The 17800-nt window shown below is 68.0% G+C and carries 17 protein-coding genes; 13 read left to right on the top strand and 4 right to left on the bottom strand.

The genetic code is table 11. From position 1 onward, the window contains the following. Window positions 1-51: 51 nt before the first annotated feature. From ACFULV_RS33965 to ACFULV_RS33915, 11 genes are all read left to right on the top strand, one after another. Window positions 52-1143 carry a calcium:proton antiporter gene (locus ACFULV_RS33965; protein ID WP_378638966.1) on the top strand — a complete coding sequence of 364 codons (1092 nt, stop codon included), beginning with the start codon at window positions 52-54 and terminating at the stop codon, window positions 1141-1143. A 198-nt stretch (window positions 1144-1341) separates the two neighbouring features. After that, complete coding sequence (locus ACFULV_RS33960) at window positions 1342-2187, top strand: MlaE family ABC transporter permease (protein ID WP_378664014.1); 846 nt, start codon at window positions 1342-1344, stop codon at window positions 2185-2187. Continuing rightward, entirely contained in the window at window positions 2187-3053 is an 867-nt protein-coding gene (locus tag ACFULV_RS33955; RefSeq protein ID WP_328659724.1) for an ABC transporter permease, read from the top strand. Before ACFULV_RS33960 ends, ACFULV_RS33955 begins: the two co-directional genes overlap by 1 nt. A gap of 9 nt (window positions 3054-3062) precedes the next feature. Then, a complete protein-coding gene (locus ACFULV_RS33950) occupies window positions 3063-4097 on the top strand; it encodes an MlaD family protein (RefSeq protein WP_378664012.1) in 1035 nt (344 codons plus the stop codon). Beyond that, window positions 4094-5098 (top strand): MlaD family protein, encoded by a 1005-nt coding sequence (locus ACFULV_RS33945; RefSeq protein WP_378664009.1) that lies wholly within the window; start codon window positions 4094-4096, stop codon window positions 5096-5098. Before ACFULV_RS33950 ends, ACFULV_RS33945 begins: the two co-directional genes overlap by 4 nt. After that, on the top strand, window positions 5086-6105 hold the full coding sequence (locus tag ACFULV_RS33940; RefSeq protein WP_378638976.1) for an MlaD family protein: 1020 nt from the start codon (window positions 5086-5088) through the stop codon (window positions 6103-6105). Before ACFULV_RS33945 ends, ACFULV_RS33940 begins: the two co-directional genes overlap by 13 nt. Next, window positions 6105-7202, top strand: a complete 1098-nt coding sequence (locus ACFULV_RS33935; RefSeq protein WP_378638979.1) for an MlaD family protein — start codon at window positions 6105-6107, stop codon at window positions 7200-7202. The genes ACFULV_RS33940 and ACFULV_RS33935 overlap by 1 nt, the downstream gene beginning before the upstream one ends. After that, on the top strand, window positions 7199-8251 hold the full coding sequence (locus tag ACFULV_RS33930; protein WP_378664006.1) for an MlaD family protein: 1053 nt from the start codon (window positions 7199-7201) through the stop codon (window positions 8249-8251). The genes ACFULV_RS33935 and ACFULV_RS33930 overlap by 4 nt, the downstream gene beginning before the upstream one ends. Beyond that, window positions 8248-9201 carry an MlaD family protein gene (locus ACFULV_RS33925; protein WP_378638984.1) on the top strand — a complete coding sequence of 318 codons (954 nt, stop codon included), beginning with the start codon at window positions 8248-8250 and terminating at the stop codon, window positions 9199-9201. The genes ACFULV_RS33930 and ACFULV_RS33925 overlap by 4 nt, the downstream gene beginning before the upstream one ends. Before the next feature lie 132 nt (window positions 9202-9333). Continuing rightward, entirely contained in the window at window positions 9334-9972 is a 639-nt protein-coding gene (locus ACFULV_RS33920) for a hypothetical protein (protein WP_378638987.1), read from the top strand. A gap of 53 nt (window positions 9973-10025) precedes the next feature. Continuing rightward, the gene (locus ACFULV_RS33915) at window positions 10026-11597 is read left to right on the top strand and encodes a Na+/H+ antiporter (RefSeq protein WP_378664004.1); all 1572 of its coding nucleotides are present in this window, start codon (window positions 10026-10028) and stop codon (window positions 11595-11597) included. Between the two features lie 45 nt (window positions 11598-11642). On the opposite strand, the gene ACFULV_RS33910 is transcribed toward ACFULV_RS33915, so the two are convergent. The 3 genes from ACFULV_RS33910 to ACFULV_RS33900 form a co-directional block, all read right to left on the bottom strand. Continuing rightward, complete coding sequence (locus ACFULV_RS33910) at window positions 11643-12305, bottom strand: VIT family protein (RefSeq protein ID WP_378664001.1); 663 nt, start codon at window positions 12303-12305, stop codon at window positions 11643-11645. 165 nt (window positions 12306-12470) lie between these two features. Then, complete coding sequence (locus ACFULV_RS33905; RefSeq protein WP_378663998.1) at window positions 12471-14099, bottom strand: GMC oxidoreductase; 1629 nt, start codon at window positions 14097-14099, stop codon at window positions 12471-12473. A 67-nt stretch (window positions 14100-14166) separates the two neighbouring features. Beyond that, window positions 14167-14721, bottom strand: coding sequence for a YdcF family protein (locus tag ACFULV_RS33900; RefSeq protein WP_378638999.1), 555 nt, complete (start codon window positions 14719-14721; stop codon window positions 14167-14169). Between the two features lie 101 nt (window positions 14722-14822). On the opposite strand from ACFULV_RS33900, the gene ACFULV_RS33895 reads away from it, so the two are divergent. Next, a complete protein-coding gene (locus ACFULV_RS33895) occupies window positions 14823-16322 on the top strand; it encodes a flavin-containing monooxygenase (RefSeq protein ID WP_378663995.1) in 1500 nt (499 codons plus the stop codon). Window positions 16323-16402: 80 nt separating this feature from the next. Then, window positions 16403-16807: a hypothetical protein gene (locus ACFULV_RS33890; RefSeq protein ID WP_378639002.1), complete on the top strand. Its 405-nt coding sequence runs from the start codon at window positions 16403-16405 to the stop codon at window positions 16805-16807. A 58-nt stretch (window positions 16808-16865) separates the two neighbouring features. On the opposite strand, the gene ACFULV_RS33885 is transcribed toward ACFULV_RS33890, so the two are convergent. Next, the gene (locus ACFULV_RS33885; RefSeq protein ID WP_378639005.1) at window positions 16866-17354 is read right to left on the bottom strand and encodes a MarR family winged helix-turn-helix transcriptional regulator; all 489 of its coding nucleotides are present in this window, start codon (window positions 17352-17354) and stop codon (window positions 16866-16868) included. Window positions 17355-17800 lie beyond the last annotated feature (446 nt).

Below are 17800 nucleotides of genomic sequence, written 5' to 3'. Positions count from 1 at the left end.
GTGCGGTGACGATTCCGGGTGTGCCCGGCCGTAGCTGGAAGGATGGGGGTCATGATTGCCGCGTTGACGACTAAATGGACCCTGTACGTGCCCATCCTCGCCGCGCTCGTGCTCGTACTCAGCTGGGGGCGTTCCGTACCGGGATTGATCGTCGCGCTGGTGAGTGTCGCGCTGGTCGGCGCGGTGCTCTCGGCGGTCTATCACGCGGAAATCGTGGCCCACCGGGTCGGTGAACCCTATGGCTCGCTGGTCCTCGCGGTGGCGGTGACCGTGATCGAGGTGGCGCTGATCGTCACGATGATGATCTCCGGTGGCGACAAGGCGGCCTCGCTCGCTCGCGACACCGTGTTCGCCGCGGTGATGATCACCTGCAACGGCATCTTCGGGTTGGTGCTGCTGGTCGGCGCGCTGCGCAGGCGGGTGGCGGTGTTCAACGCCGAAGGCACCGGCGCGGCGCTGGCCACCGTCGCGACCCTGGCCACGCTGAGTCTGGTGTTGCCGACCTTCACCACCAGCGCGCCGGGCCCGGAGTTCTCGCCCGCGCAGCTCGCCTTCGCCGCGGTCGCGTCGCTGGCGCTCTATGGGCTGTTCGTGATGGTGCAGACGGTGCGCCACCCCGACGACTTCCTCCCGGTGGAGGACGGCGGCGCGGTCGACGACAGCGACACCCACAGCCACGCGCCGTCCAACAAGGTCGCGCTGATCAGCCTCGGGATGCTGGTACTTGCCCTGGTGTGCGTGGTCGGCCTGGCCAAGGTGGTTTCGCCCGCGCTCGAATCGGCGGTGGCCTCGGCCGGATTGCCGCAGTCGGCGGTGGGTGTGGTGATCGCGATGCTGGTGCTGTTGCCCGAGACGATCGCCGCGGTGAACTCCGCGCGCCGCAATCAGGTGCAGATCGGTTTGAACCTGGCACTCGGCTCGGCGATGGCCAGTATCGGTCTGACCATCCCGGTGATCGCGATCGCGACCATCTGGTTGAGCGGGCCGCTGGTGCTGGGTCTGGGCGCCACGCAGATGGTGCTGCTCGCACTGACCGTTGTGGTGAGCACGCTGACGATCGTTCCCGGCCGCGCGACCCTGCTGCACAGTGGTGTTCACCTGGCGTTGTTCGCGGCGTTCGTGTTCCTGGCCGCAAGCCCGTAGCTGGAGTGTTGCGGATCACATGGGAGGTCGACCTGTCATGGAAACCGCGGAAAAGCGACCAGGGTCACCCACTGGAAATTTTGTTGTGACGCAGAGTACCGGTTAGCTTGCTGGAGTTGGCACCGACGCCGAAGCCAGAGAGTGCGGTATGAAAATCACCAAGCCCCGTGCTTCACGAGCGGCCCGGAGGCATCTCTGATGCCTACCGATCTGCACTCCGCGAAGCCGGATTCCGCTACCCAGATCGTCCGCAAGAATTTCACCGACACCGTCGTGTCGTCGCTGCGGACCTTCGGGCGTGCGGTCGATCTCGCACAGCAATCGGTCGGCGGATCGTTCTCCGATATCGCCCGCAGGCAGTTCCAGTGGCGGGAGACCCTCGTGCAGGCCTGGCGTCTGATCACGGTCACCGCCATTCCCGCGATCCTGATGGCGATCCCGTTCGGCGTCATCGTCTCGGTCCAGGTCGGCAACCTGATCCACAGCCTCGGCGCCGACTCCATGCTCGGCGCCACCGGCGGCCTCGGCGTGATCAAGCAGGGCGCGCCCATCGCCACCGGCTTCCTGCTCGGTGGCGCGGGCGCGGCGGCCATCGCGGCCGACCTCGGCGCGCGCACCATCCGCGAGGAGATCGACGCGCTCAACACCATGGGCATCAACCCCGTGCACCGGCTCGTCATCCCGCGCCTGGCCGCCATGCTGCTGGTCGCGCCGATGCTCAATGTGCTGATCATCTTCGTCGGCGTGCTGGCCGGGTACGCGGTCGCCGTCGGCGGTCAGGGCGTGACCCCGGGTAGCTACTGGTCGACGTTCGGTTCGTTCGCGACCGCCGCTGACGTGTGGGTCTCGCTGCTCAAGGCGCTGATCTTCGGCTTCCTGGTCGTGATCATCTCCTGCCAGCGCGGACTCGAAGCCAAGGGCGGACCGCGCGGTGTGGCCGACGCGGTGAACGCGGCGGTGGTGCTCTCGGTGGTCTCGATCGCGATCGTGAACCTCCTCGCAAGCCAGATCAGTGCCATGTTCCTGCCGACGAAGTTGGCGTGATGGCTGCCTCGTCGTACATCCCCACCTCGCTGCACTGGCTGCGCAAGCCCGCCCGCATCGGCAAGCGGATCGTCACCGCCGGTGAATCGCTCGGCTTCGTCGCGGTGTTCGTCTGGCAGGTGCTGTCCTCGGTGCCGCTGACGCTGCGCCGCTACCGGGACGAGACGCTGCGCGCGGTCACCGATATGACCTGGGGACGCGGGTCGATCATCGTCGGCGGCGGCACCGTCCCGATGATGATCGTGCTCGGCCTGGTGATGGGCGCCTCGGTGGGCGTCGAATCGTTCGCCTCACTCGACATGCTCGGCATGGGCCCGGTCACCGGCGTGATCTCGGCCTACGCGACCACCCGTGAACTGGCCCCGATCGCGGCGGCCATCGGCTTCGCCGCCCAGGCGGGCTGCCGGATCACCGCCGAGATCGGCGCGATGCGCATCTCCGAGGAGATCGACGCGATCGAGGCACTCGGCCTGCGTTCGGTGCCCTACGTCGTCACCACCCGGGTGATCGCCGGCGCCATCGCCATCGTGCCGACCTTCCTGATCGCGCTGATCCTGGCCTACGGCGCCTGCCGCGGGCTGCTCACGATGGTCTACGGGCAGTCGGCCGGTGTGTACGACCACTACTTCTTCCAGTTCATCTCCGGCTTCGACATGATCGCCGCGGTGATCAAGGTGGCCGTGTTCGGCACGGTGGTGATCCTGGTGCACGCCTACTTCGGGTTCTTTGCCACCGGCGGCCCCGAGGGGGTCGGCATCGCCTCCGGTCGCGCGGTGCGCGCCAGCTCGGTGGCCATCATCGCCATCGACATGGTCCTCACGATCATGCTCTGGGGCTTCAACTCGGCGATCAGTTTTACGGGGTGAGAAGAGTAGATGCCTAACTATGGAATGCCCGGCGTCGCGGCCGATCGGCGCACGTCGCGGCTGACCGGCGTGATCATCCTGTCGGTGATCGCGGCCATCGCACTCGCCTACGTCACCTACTCGAATCTGCGCGCCGAAGACGGCCTGCGCATCGCCCTGCACACCGAACACCTCGGTGACGGCATCAGCGCGGGCAGCCAGGTCCGCGTCGACGGCGTGACGGTCGGCGAGGTCGCCGAGGTGACCCCCGGCGAGCGCGGCACCCAGCAGATCGCGCTGCTGCTCGACACCGAGCGACTGGTCGGCATCGACGACAGCCTCGCGATCGACTACGCCCCGACCAACCTGTTCGGCATCGCCGAGATCGAATTGCGCCGTGGCGCGGGCGGTTCGCCGCTGCGCGAGGGCGCGGTCCTCGACCTCACCGGCACGAACAACGACCGGGTCTACGACGCGACGATGAGCGCCATCCTGCGCAGCCTCTCGCAGGTCGGCATGACCGTGACCAGCCCCCAGATGGCCACCGTCATCTCCCAGCTGGCCGCCGACTTCAAGGCCTTCACCCCGCTGGTGCAGGCCCTGATCACGGTCGCCAAAACCCTCGCCGACAACCAGGACGTGATGCCGTCGGAGCTGTTCGGCAAGCTCGGTCCCGCCTTCGACGGCGGCGGCGAGTTCGCGAGCGCCACCATGAAGGTGATCGACCAGCTCAGCGACATCCGGGTGACCCAGGTCGACAAAGAGCGCTACGACATCGGCGTCGGGGTGATCGGTGGCTCCATCCTGCCCGCGCTCACCACCACCGTGAGCACCGCGGGCGGGCACTTCGCCGAGACCACCGACATGCTCGCGCCGATGCTGCTCGCGCTGGCGCAGATGTCGCCGAATCCGCGCCGGACCGGCGCCGATCTCACCGCCCTGCTGCAGAATCTGCGCGGCGCGATGCCCGACAGCCCTAACGGTCCTGTCCTCAATCTCGACGTCGAGCTCAGCGGTGTCCCCGGCATCGCGGTGCCGCTGTTCGGAAAGGCCGGTGGGCGATGAAGATTCGCGGAACCGCACTGCGCCTCGGCGTCTTCAGCCTGGTGATGATCGCCATCCTCGGCATGGTGTTCACCCTGATCAAGCGCCCGGTCGACGGCGACACCGTCGCCCATGACGCACTGTTCACCGACGCCAACGGCCTCAAGGTCGGCAACGACGTGCGGATGTTCGGCGTGCAGGTGGGCAAGATCGAGAAGATCAGCCTCGAAGGCGACAAGGCCAAGGTCGCGATCACGGTCAAGACCGACACCCCGATCTACGACAACTCCAAGCTGGCCATCCGCTACCAGAACCTCACCGGCCAGCGCTATATCGACCTGCAGCAGGCGCCGAACCCGGGCAAGACCATCGCGGCAGGGGCACGGATCGGCGCCAACATGACCGTCCCGTCCTTCGACGTGACCAGTCTGTTCAGCGGCCTCAAGCCGGTGCTCGCCACGCTGTCGCCCGAGGCGATCAACCAGTTCACCGCCAGCATGCTCGCCGTGATCGAGGGCGATGGCACGGGCCTGGGCCCCGCGCTCACCGCGATCGATCAGCTCGCGAGCTACGCCGACGACCGTCAGCAGGTGATCAGCACGCTGATCCACAACCTGTCGGAGCTGTCCGAACGCCACGGCGGCAAGGTCGGCCACCTGGTGCCGCTGCTGGCCCGGCTCACCGACATCTTCGAGGCGATGCAGCGCAATATCGGCGGTGTCGCGCAGTTCGCGATGACCGCGCCCTCGGTGCTGGCGCCGGTGGACCGGTTGCTCGCCTCGCTCGGCCTGGTCGAGGGCGGCGGCGCCGATGTCGACGCGATGATCCGCGCGCTGTTCCCCAATCCACAGGAAGCCGTCGAGGTGTTCGGCAAGCTCCCCGGTCTGCTGGCCACGGTCGACGCCTCGCTCGCGCGCGGTTTCGCCGACTTCACGCCGCACTGCAGCAACGGCGCCGCCGAGGTGCCCGCGCCGCTGCAGGTGCTGATCGCCGGACAGAAGGTCACCGTATGCAACCGCTGAAGAAGCTCGCCGCGCTGTTCGCCGGTGATCGCCCGATCCCCGATGAAGCGGGCAAACTCGCACGGGAACTGCGGATGGGGATCATCGGCCTGAGCCTGGTCGTGCTGTTCATCATCGCCGCGGGCGTGGTGTATGTGGTGCCGCTGGGCAAGAACACCTATACCGCCGAGCTCAGCGAAGCGCAGTCGGTGCGCGAGGGCGACGACGTGCGCCTGGCCGGCATCTCGGTGGGCAGCGTCACCTCGCTGGAACTGAAGCCCGACAAGGTGCTCATGCGGTTCACCGTGAAAAACGATGTCTTCGTGGGTGATCAGACGTCCCTGGATGTCCGCATGCTCACCGTGGTCGGCGGTCACTACGTGGCGCTCTACCCCGCGGGTTCGAAGCCGCTGGGGGACAAGGCGATTCCCGCTGATCGAATCCGCTTGCCCTACAGCCTGATCGAGACCTTCCAGGACGCGACCGCGCCGCTGGCCGCCGTCGACGGCGACACCGTGCGCAACAACCTGGCCGCCGCGAACTCCGCGATCGCGACCTCGCCCGAAGCCCTGCGCACCACGCTCGACACCGTCGGCAAGTACGTCGACATGCTCGATCGTCAGCGCTCGCAGGTGTCGAAGTCGATCGCGGTCGTCGACGAGTACATCACCATGTACGACGGCGCCAAGGCGGATCTGGGCAGGCTGATGGACAACGTCAACATGCTCGAAGACGTGCTGCTGAGCAAGCGGGCCGAAATGGCCGAAGCGGTTCGGTTGCTCACCTCGGTGGTGAATCGCCTGGCGGGACTCGCCCCGACCTGGGACTCCACCCTGAAGCCGCAGGTGCAGGCGCTGGCCGACGCGCTGCCGAGGCTCGGGGAACTCAGCAGTCAGCTCGAGCCCGTCATCGGCACGGTCGGTGCGCTGCAGACCAAGTTGTCGCAGCTGGCGACCCCCGAGGCCGGTGTGGTCGTCGACCAGTCGAGCGCCCGCGTGTGCGTACCGCTGCCCGGGAAGGCGTGCTGATGCTGAAACGACTACTCGGATCCCAGGCGTTCATGTCGATCGCCGGCGTCGCGGTGCTCGTGGCGCTGGTCACCGGCGGCTACTTCATCGCCTTCGATCCGCTGAAGAAGACCGAATCCTATTGCGCGCTCATGCCCGACGCGATCGGCCTCTACCCGGGTAACCACGTCACCATGCGCGGCATGGATGTCGGCGAGGTGACCGCGGTGCGCAACGAAGGCGCCAAGGTCCGTGTCGAGTTCGAGGTCGACGCCGAATTCGACGTCAACTCCGACGCTTCCGCCACCACCGTCGCGTATTCGGTGGCGGCGGACCGTAATCTGGCGGTGCTCACCACCGGCAAGGCCGCGCCGCCGCTCGCGGGCGGCTGCATCACCAAAACGCTGACACCCAAGAGCATCACCGAAACGCTCACGGCGCTGGCGAGCCTGTCCGACGAACTCTCCGGCGGCACCGCGGGTGCGCCGAGCGCGCTGTCGGACGGCCTGTCCTCGCTCAACCGCGCCACCGAGGGCACCGGCCCGACGGTCAACGAACTCATCCACAAGCTAGGTTCGGCGATGAACAAGCCCGACGCCGACATCGGCCATCTCGCCAGTCTTTTCGACGCGTTCGCCTCGGTCTCGAACCGGGTCTCCGCGAACTGGGGCGACCTGCAGACGATGCTGGTCCGGCTGGCCCCGCTGCTCAACATGGCCTCCGACGACCTGCTCGGCCCGGCCACCTCGCTGTTCGACGGTCTCGGCGAGCTGTTGCCGATGCTCAACGATGTCGCCGTCATTCTCGGTGATCCGTTGATCGGCGCGCTCGACGACGTGGTCCCGCTGGTGAAGTTGTTGCGCGCCAACGTCGGATCGCTCAGCGAGATCGTGGCGAAGATGCCCGCGCTCGCCTCCGCCTTCCGCAGCGCCACCGATCCCGCGGGCGGCACCGCGATCACCTACGCGCCGCCGAAGGTCGCCTTGCCCGTCGGTGAGGCCGACCAGGTGTGCGGCGCGGTGAACGAGCTGATTCCGGGGCAGTGCCCCGACCCGGCGCAGGGACTGGCCGATGTGAATCTCGTGCAGGTTGTGCTGGGAATGGCAGGTGCTCGATGAACACCCGAAAGATGTTGCGCCGCAGCGCGGTCGCACTCGTCGTCGCGGCCGGACTCGCGGTCGGCGGCTGCGGTTTCGACCCCGCGGAAGTGCCCGTCCCCGGCTCGACCGTCAGCGGTTCGACCTATCGTGTGCAGATCGAGTTCAGCAGCGCGCTGAACCTGCCCGCCAAATCGAAGGTGATCGCCAACGGCGCCGAGATCGGCATCGTCGACGGTGTGCGGGTGGTCCAGCCCGCCGATGCGCCCGCGGGCCGCGGCGGTTACGTCATCGTCGAGGCCGACATCCTCGACACCGTGCAGCTGCCGGCGAAGTCCATCGCCGAACTGCGCCAGGACACCATCCTCGGCGACATCCATCTCTCGCTCACCACTCCGAAGGACGGCTTCGGCGACCTGCTGCGCGACGGTGGCACCATCCCGATCGAGCGCACGAAACCGCCTGTGCAACTGGAAGACACGATGGCCACCATGGCGCTGTTCGTGCAGGGCGGTGCGATCGGTCAGCTGCAGGAGATGCTCGGCCGGATCAACTCGGTGATGCCATCCGATCCCAAGGAAACCGCGCGCATCTCGGCGGTGATGGGCGCCGACGCCGCCGACCTGGCGGCCCATCTCGACCAGGTCGACCTGCTGGTCAACGGGCTGAGCCGGAACGCGGCGATCCTGCACGACGACACCGAAGAAGCGCTGACCAGCATCCTCACTCCCGAGGCCGTCGCGTCGCTGACGGGCACCCAGGATTCGATCGCCAAGACGATGAAGATCTTCGACGCACTCGGCCCGGTGGGTTCCTCGCTCACCTGGCTGGCCCCGATCGCGAGCTCCGGTGACGCCGCCGCGACCGCGTTCCTGCCGCTGGCCACCGGCGGTTCGGCCGACCTGCGCTCCTCGACCAACATGGCGCTGCTCACCGCGCTGTTGCGCGACAAGATCATTCCCTTCGTCGAGAACGGCCCGAAGGTGAACGTCACCGGCGTCCAGGTGTCCGAGGAAGACCAGGTGGCGCAGATCGTCACCGCGCTGCGGATGATCGGAATGGTGCGATGAAGATCGGTGCACTGGCCTCCCTCGGCGGCATCGCCGCCATCACCGTGCTCGGCGCGAGCTACCTGACCTTCGGGGTGGTGCGCGTCGACCCGTTCGCCGACTACACCGCGGCCTCGATCGAGATCGCGAATTCCGGTGGCCTCAGTGTCGGTTCGCCGATCCTGCTGACCGGCATCGAGATCGGCGAGGTCACCGGCGTCGACACCTCGGCGAGCGGTCGGGTGCAGGTCGGCTTCCGGTTCGGCGCCGACCACAAGGTGCCGATGAGCAGCGTCGTCACCATCGAGCACCTGTCCTCCCTCGGCGAGCCGTACGTGCAGTTCGTGCCGCGCGACGCGAACGGTCCCTATCTCACCGACGGGCAGCGCCTGTCCGGGGAGAACGTGCGCACCCCGATGTCGATCCCCGAGGTCGCGCGGCTGGTCACCAAGACCGTCGAGCAGCTCGATCCCGCGGTCGTCGGCTCCCTGGTCGACACCCTCGGCACGGCGATGGTCGGCACCGAGAATGTCGTCCCCGAGCTGGCGAGGGCGGGCGACCTGCTCGCCGCCGCGCTCATGAGCCGCGCACCGGCGATCGGCGAGTTGCAGAACAACTTCGAGTACGTTTCCGGCGACATCGGCTGGGCCGGACCGGCCACCTCGGCCGCCGCGCCCGCCTTCATCCGGTTGAGCCAGGTGATCGACCAGTTCGTCGAATCGGTCGGCCGGGCCACCGAAGGCGATCCGCGGATCTACGTGCGCGACGGTGGTCTGGTGCCGTTGCTCGAGCAGCTCAGCGCCAAGCTGAACGAGCTCGGCCCCGAGCTCTCCGCCCTGCTGCCCGGACTGCGCCCACTCACCGAATCGGTGACCGCGACCGCTCCGCAGCTCGATCTGAGCGCACTGATCGCGCAGGCTCTGCACAACACCGACGCCGACGCGGTGAAGGTGCGGGTCGCGATCAAGTGAACATCCGGCAACCATCGGATATAGGTATCTGCCCTGGCCAGTGGTTGTTCCGTCGAGCAGAGCGATCTGCGAGCAACCGTGCGGTAGCGTGACCGAACGAGGGGAGACCTGGTCCGCGGCAAAGGCGGTGCGATGGCAGAGAGCAGCGAGGGTCCACAAACACGGACCGGCAGCAGTACTCGGATGATCGCGATCGCGGCGGTACTCGCCGCGATACTCGCGCTGGTGGTCGCGCTCGGCCTGGTGATGCGCGCCGATCAGGGTGGTGACGACAACCCGTCGGTGAACCCGATGGGATCCGACGCCAACGGTCTCCCGATCGCCGGGACCGATCAGGACCAGGAATTCGCACCCCCGTGGCCGGCCAGGCGGGTCGGCGGGAACTGCTCGGCCGGTGGCATCGTCGCGCATTGGCGCGTCCACGACGACGGCAGCTGGCAGTGCACGGTGACCACCCCCGACGCCCTGCCCCCGGCAGCGGCCCCCGCGCCGCCGCCCCCTCCGCCCCCGCCGCCCGGAACCGAACCCGCCCCCGGGCCCGTGCCTGTCGAGGCACCTGCGCCCCCGCCCGCGTTCGAGCCCCCGCCTCCGCCGCCTGCCTACGAGCCGCCCGCCTACGAGCCGCCGCCCCCGCCCGAGCCGCCGCCCCCGGTCTTCGAACCCGAACCCGCCCCGGCGCCGCCCCCGCCCCCTCCGCCGCCCCCTGTCCTGCAATTGCCGTTCCCCCTCCCGCCGATCCTGCTCCCACCGGCGGCAGCCGTCCGGCCCTGACCGGCGGCGGGTCGATCCCCGTGCGCCGCCGATGTCGGTGAGACTGGTCAGCTATGGACCAGTTGGTGCTGACTCTGGTGATCCTGCTCGCGGCCGTGCTCGCCGAACCACTCGGCGCGCGCCTGGGTCTCGCGCCGTCGATCCTGATGACAGTGTTCGGCTGCCTGCTCGCGCTGATTCCGGCCGTGCCCAGCTTGCACATCCCGCCCGAGCTGATCCTGCCCCTGGTCCTGCCGCCACTGCTCTACGCCGCCGCGCGCCGTACGTCATGGCGGCAGTTCGCGGAGAACTGGCAGATCATCGCGTTGCGCGCGGTGGGGCTCGTGATCGTCACCGCGATCGCGGTCACCGCGGTCTTCCACGCGTGGAATCCCGCCACCGCGGTCGCCGCGGGCCTGGTGCTCGGTGCCCTGGTCGCACCGCCCGACCCGGTCGCGGCCACGTCCATGGCGGGCAGCCTCGGCCTGCCACGCCGATTGATCGTGACCCTCGGCGGCGAAGGGCTGTTCAACGACGTCACCGCGATCGTCATCTACACGGTCGGAATCCAGGCAGTGGTCACCGGCCTGTTCTCGCCGTGGCACGCGCTCGGTGACTTCGCGATCGCCGCGGTGGTCGGCGTCGCCGTCGGCCTGCTGCTCGGCTGGCTGGGCAGCAAGCTCACCAAGTATCTGGACACGGCCACCGGTCAGGTCGCGGTGAGCCTGCTGTTGCCCTTCGCCGCCTACGGCATCGCCGAGCACTGGGAGGGCTCGGCGGTCCTCGCGGTGCTGGTCTGCGCGCTGTACCTCACCGATGCCGTCACCGAAATCGGCGACCGCGACTATCGCCTGGTCGCCGACTCGTTCTGGGACATCACCGAAATGCTCATCACCGGTTTCGCCTTCGCCCTGATCGGCCTCGAACTGCGGGTGGTCATCGACACCACCGGACACAACTGGCCAGGACTGGCCGGGGTCACCGCCGCGGTGATCGTGGTCGTCGTCGGATTGCGCCTGGCCTGGCTGATGGCCACCTGGGCGATCAGCAGCAAACTGCCCAACACCGACGAACCGTTCACCTGGCGCGAGGTGATCGTCACCTGGTGGGCGGGCATGCGCGGGGTCGCGACGGTGGCGCTGGCACTGGCCGTGCCGTTCACCCTCGACACCGGCGCCGACTTCCCCGCCCGCTCGGAGATCCTGTTCATCGCGTTCGCGGTCGTGCTGTTCACCCTGCTCGTACAGGGCCCGACGCTCCCGCTGGTGGTTCGCCTCACCGGGGTGCACGCCGACACCCGCCAGGAACGCGCCGTCGAACAGGCGCTCTGGACCAGGGTCGTCAACGCCGAACTCGCCGAACTCAAAGCGATCGCCGCCCGCGACAACCTCCCGGAGGACGTCTACGAGGATCTCAAGGCGCTGCTGCGTCGGCTGTCCGCCAAAGCCGATCCCGAGGCGGCCGATGCCGACGCGAAAGCCGCGCTGGACAAGGAACGCAAACTCGCCTCCCAGATGCGTGCGGTCCGCGCAGCCGTCACCGAGGCAGGCCGTCGCGAAGCCCAAGCCGCTCGTCGCGAACCCGGCATGCCCCCGGATGTCGTCGACCGAGTCACCCGCCGGCTCGACCTCGGCCCGATGCATTGACGGCGCACTGCCCGTCTGTCAGTCGCGAGCCGACCTGCTCGGAGCTCAGCCGATTCCCAGCGAGTCTGTGGCAGCCCCGATTCCGTAGGTGATCGCCATGGCCAGCGCGCCGCCGACCACCACTCGCAGCACCGCGCGTCCGAGATTGCTACCGCCGAGCCGCGCACTCACCGACCCGGTGATCGCGAGGGCGATCAGCACCGCGGCGAACGTCACCGGTACCCGCCATGCGGTGGGCGGCAACACGATCGCCAGCAACGGCAGCAGCGCACCGCAGGTGAACGCGATCGCCGAGGAGATCGCGGCCGCCCACGGGTTGGTCAGCGAGCGCGGGTCGATGCCGAGTTCGGCCTCCGCGTGCGCGGTGAACGCGTCGTGGGCGGTGAGCTCGGCGGCCACGGTGCGCGCGGTGGCCGGGCTGAGGCCCTTCTTCTCGTAGATCCCGGCCAGCTCGGCCAGTTCGAAATCGGGTTCGTCGGCCAGTTCTCGGCGTTCCTTGGCGAGCAGCGCCTTCTCCGAATCCCGCTGAGTGCTCACCGACACGTATTCGCCCGCGGCCATCGAGATCGCCCCCGCCACCAGTCCCGCGATGCCCGCGGTGAGGATCGTCTGGGCGTTGTTCGTGGTCGCGGCGACACCGACGACCAACCCGGCGGTGGAAACGATGCCGTCGTTCGCGCCGAGCACTCCGGCACGCAACCAGTTCAACCGGGTCGCGAGACCTTCGGTATGCGGCTCGTGCGGATGACCTGACCGGGGCGCATCCCCGGCCTGCCTCGGACGACTGTTCTCTGCGGGCGAGTCCGGCACCCGCTCAGCTTAGTCGGGACAACCAGCAGATCATCGGCTCGCCGCGGAGAAGTCGGCCACCGCTCAGTTCCGTCGGGCAACCGGGGAATCAGCAGTGGCCGCCAGGGCCGCGCGCAGCGTGTCGGCCAGACGTACCGCGAGCGCGATCACGGTCAACGTCGGATTGACGTGCCCGTTTGTCGGAAAGACCGAACTGCCCGCGATGTAGAGGTTGTCCACCCCGTGCACCCGGCAGTGCTGGTCCACGACCCCGTGCCGTGGGTCGGCCGACATCCGGGTGGTGCCACTGGGATGCGCGCAGTCGGTGAGCGGTAGGGGATCGGTGCTGCCGGGCAACGCCGCGGGAACTACTTGCGGCGCGGGCAAGCCGAGCCGGGCGAACTCGCCGGCGAGCAATGCTGTCGCCCGGCGCACCGTCCGATCCTCCTGATCGCTGATCCGCCAGTCCACCTGCGGCAGCGGCATTCCCAGCGGGTCGGTGCGCGTCGAGAGCCGTACCCGGCTGTCGGCGTCCGGTGTCTGCTCCACCACAGCCCGCACCTCGACATGGACCAGCCGATGTGGCAACCCGACACCGTCGACCGATCCGCGCCGTGCACCGTCGGCCAGAAGTCCGCTGTCGGACAGCATGTTTCGCAGGTCCTGCCACCGAACCCGGCCGCGCAGCAACCGCTTCGCCGAGTCCCACGGATCGTCGTCGGCGGTGATCTCCTGCAACCACAGCGCACAGTTCACGAGCGACTCGCGCCGCTGCACCGAGGGCGACAACGCCATCCCGTGCAGAAAGGTGTGCTTACCTCGCGCGCTCTTCACGACGTACTTGCCGAACCGGTCGAGCGCTGCCCGGGCCTGCGCGGGGCGCAGCGTCGCGACCACTCCGCTGCGATGATCGATCAGGCATCGCCCCACCTGGTCGTACCGATTCCCGATCCCGCCGACGACGGTGCGTCGCGATGCCAGCAGCAGCCGTGGTGTCGCGATTCCACCAGCGGCCAGCACGAACACCCGCGCCTCCACGGTGCGTACACGGCCACCCGCTCCGGTCACCTCGACCGAATTCACATGGGCGCCGGTGGTATCGGTATCGATATGGGTGACCGTCGCGTTCACCAGTACCCGCGCGGTCGGCGCGACGATGTCACGCACCCGCGGTCCCCACCGTTTGCAGTCGAGCCGGTTGGCCGGGTCGCGGCTGAACTGCCAGAAGCAGGGGCGCAGCGCGGCGGTGTCGAGCGCGTCGGCGGGTGCTTGCCGCCCGGCCAGCGGCCAGAATTCGTGCTCGGTGAAGCCGGTGCCGTGCCCGAGCCCGGCGTGCGCGGCGGCGCGTTCGGCGAAGGGGCGCAGTGCGCCCGCGTCGATCGGCCAGCCGGACCGGGTGACCCAGGGCCGATGGGCGAAGTCGAGATCGTCGAGCACGCCGCAGCGCCCTGCCCAGGTGTGTGAGCTGCCGCCGAGCACCCGGTTTCCCGCGATCCGGTGCGGTTCCGCGCGGGGTGCGCCGATGTTCTCGATCGCGGCGAATGCTGTGTCCTCCGCGGTGATCTCGTGTCCGCCGCTCTCCAGCACCAGTACCCGCAGTCCGGCGGCGGCGAGTTCGGTGGCCACCGTCAGGCCCGCGGGGCCAGACCCGATGACGCAGATCTGGGTGCGCAACGCGTCGTCACCGACGGTGCGCAGATCCTCGACAAGCATCGGCGGTCCTCTCACCGGCGGTGCCCCCGCACCGCTGATCCCACTGTAAGAGCAGCGCCATCGTGTGTCAGTCGGTCTCGCAATGCTGATTGACAAAAGCCCTGATGTACCCGGCGGATTGGCGTACATACATATACGACCAGAACCCCAGCCCCGATTCCGACGGGCTGGCGACCATGGTGATCTCGCCGTCGTAGCACTTCTCGACGATGTACCTCGCGCGCGACACGTGCGGCGTGAAGGTGACCACGATGATGTGGTTCCACCCGTAGATCTTTGCGCGCCGGACGATTTCGCGCGCCTCACCATCGGTGGTCCACGGGTCGGGCACGAAACACGAGACACGGAAGGCGAATCGGCCGCCGCAGTACTTGTCCATCATCGGGTCATCGGCGCCGGTGGACTGCGAGATCAGCACCTCGGGGGCGAGACCGCGTTCGGCGAGTTCGATGCCGAGGTCGAACCGCTCGTACGGGGTGCCACCGAGCACCACGATCACATCGGCGGGCCGCAGCGGGTCGATCTGGGGATGCACGAAGACCGGCCAGCCGGCGAATGCGGCAGCGAGCACGGTGACCAGTGCGCCGACGAGCAACCATCCCGCACGCCGAAAGATCGACACGGCACCGACGATACCGAAATCTCGACGATGGCCGCCGGGCCCGCGATCGAGGCGGGGACACGCTCTTCTGCGGCGGTCCTTCGCCAGGCACACTGGAGCCCATGACCGATACCGCCGTTGCCCCCGAACACCTCGACGTCGTCATCGTCGGCGCCGGGTTGTCCGGCATCGGGGCCGCTTACCGGCTGCAGACCGAGCACCCGCATCGCAGCTACGCCGTCCTGGAGGCGCGCGCCGACCTCGGCGGCACCTGGGACCTCTTCCGCTACCCGGGCATCCGCTCGGATTCGGACATGTTCACCCTCGGCTACCCGTTCAAGCCGTGGCGCGCTGCCCGCTCCATCGCCGACGGCGCCGCGATCCTGGACTACATCCGCGAGACCGCGCGGGAGAACGGCATCGACCGGCACATTCGCTTCGGTGCGCGGGTGATCGGCGCGGATTGGTCATCGGCGCAGGCCCACTGGCGGCTCACCATCGCCCACGAGGGCCCCGACGGTCCCGAGCTGAGCACTCTGACCTGCGGTTTCCTCTACGCGTGCGCCGGCTACTACGACTACCAGCAGCCACACGCCCCCGAGTTCGCCGGCCGCGACACCTTCGCGGGCACCGTCGTGCACCCGCAGTTCTGGCCTGCCGACCTCGACACCCGCGACAAGCGGATCGTCGTCATCGGCAGCGGCGCCACCGCCGTCACCCTGGTGCCCAACCTCGCGGCCGACGCCGCCCACGTCACCATGTTGCAGCGCAGCCCCACCTGGATCAGCGCCGTCCCCGGCCGTGACAAGCAGGCCGACAAGATCCGCAACCTGCTGCCCGCGGGTGTGGCCCACCGGCTGATCCGGACCAAGAACATCCTGTTCAACATCGGTTTCTACCAGTTCTGCCGCCGTCGTCCCGCCGCCGCGCGCAAGCTGCTCACCGACCTCACCACCCGCATCCTCAAGGACGACAAACTCGTCGCCGAACACTTCACACCCGACTACGACCCGTGGGATCAGCGCCTGTGCGCCGCCCCCGACGCCGACTTCTTCAAGGCGATGAAAAAGGGCAAGGCCTCGGTGGTCACCAACCAGATCGACGCCTTCGTGCCGGAGGGGATCCGGCTGGTATCGGGGGAGACGCTGCCCGCCGACATCGTGGTCACCGCCACCGGCCTGCGCCTGTTGGCCTTCGGCGGCATCGCGCCCTCGGTCGACGGCACCCCCGTGCCGCTGGCCGACCAGTTCGTCTGGCAGGGAGCCATGCTCACCGGCTTGCCCAACTTCGCCATCTGCGTCGGCTACACCAACGCGTCCTGGACGCTGCGTGCCGACCTCACCTCCCGTTTGGTCTGCAAAGTCCTCACTCACCTCGACCGCACCGGCAACGCCGCGGTCGTCCCCGAACCCAAGGGCGCGCTCGCCGAACGCCCGCTGCTCGATCTGAACGCCGGCTACGTCCTGCGCTCGATCGCGGCGTTCCCTCGTCAGGGCGACCGTCATCCCTGGCGGGTCAGGCAGAACTACCTGCTCGACGCGCTGATCACGCTGCGCACCGACCTCGGCAAAACCCTGCGACCGGTGCCCCGTCGAGTAGGAGAGTTCACCCGCAACGGGTGAGGCGCGGGGCTCGTCGGGTTTCTACCGTTGTCGTGTGCCGTGGTGGCACGTGGCATTGACCTGACGGGAAAGGCCCAGCGATGACAGACACGAATCAGCACCAGCTGCGCAACGGAATCGCGGCAGGAACCTCCATCGGCGCTGGCATCCTGCTGGCGGTTGTCGGTGTCCTGCAGATTTTCCAGGGAATCTCCGCGGTCGCCAACGACGATCTCATCGTTGTCGGACCGGAGTACACCTACCAGTTCGACCTCACCAGCTGGGGCTGGTGGCACATCGTTCTCGGCGCGATCGCGGTCATCGTCGCGATCGGCCTGCTGGCAGGCCAGACCTGGGGGCGGGTTTCGGCCATGGTGATCGCCGCACTGTCGATCATCGCCAACTTCCTGTGGCTGCCGTACTACCCGTGGTGGTCGATCCTGATCATCGCCGTCGACATCGTGGTGATCTGGGCGGTGGCCACCTGGCGACCGAACAACGCCTGAGCTGTCCTGACCCATCCGACCAACGCCGCCCCGGATCATCGAGGCGGCGTTGGTCGTCTCAGTAGTCGAGCGCCGTATGCCCCGCCTCGGCGTCGCCGAGCGTGTGGATCAGATGCGACGAGAGCCGTTCGCCCAGGACCGCGAGCTCGGCTTTCTGCGGAGCGTCGAGTCCGTCGAGTACCAGCTTGCGCACCGCGACCAGATAGTCCGGCGTCGCCTCCACCACCTTGGCCTGCCCGCTTTCGGTGAGTACCGCGTCGATCCCGCGTCCTGATTCGGTCGCTTCCCGCCGCGCCCAGCCCACTCGCTCCAGCTTCGACACGACGTGGGAGAGCCGCGAGATGGACCCGTGTCCCCGGGCCGCGAGCGTGCTCAATCGCATCCGCCGTCGCGGCGCCTCGTGGAGCAGGGCCATGACCCGGTACTCGAAATGGGTTACCCCGAACTCCCGTTGTAGTCGTGAATCGAGTGCGCTCGGTACGCGCATCGAGAGGGTGACCACCGCGCTCCAGGCGCGACGCTCGACCGAGTCGAAATCCTCTATCACCTCGGCCTGCCTTCCACCCAAATGGTAGCCACAAAATTGCTGAACGATGGCAAACTGTATATCGGAGGGGGGTTGCTGTCCATGCTTGTCGCGTCATGACGCCAGGTAAACCGTGTGTTATAGATCATCCACGGCCTGGACGAATGATCAGTTGCCGCCTGATCGCCGATCATTCGCCCTCGTCGGTCGCAAGGGTCGCCGGCGATCGCACGGCTCTAACCCGCGGTGGCGTGATGGGTGTGACCTGGGGAAATACCGAATCTTCCAGGCGATTTGACTTCGTGTTGGTCGGCACGTAACTTTATTCCAGTCAGAGCGACACGGACACCGACTCAGCCGCCCAGCGGCCGAGACACGAGGTAGGACGTTGAGCGCCTGACTGACTGCGTGTTCAGACGGACTCGGTACGGATTTGCTTCCGGCCGGTTGTCTGAGCTAAGTTTGAA

The organism is Nocardia sp. NPDC057272 (assembly GCF_042668615.1).
Taxonomy (GTDB): domain Bacteria; phylum Actinomycetota; class Actinomycetes; order Mycobacteriales; family Mycobacteriaceae; genus Nocardia.
Note: the sequence above shows the minus strand (reverse complement) of the source record. Positions and strands in the feature narration are given on the sequence as shown.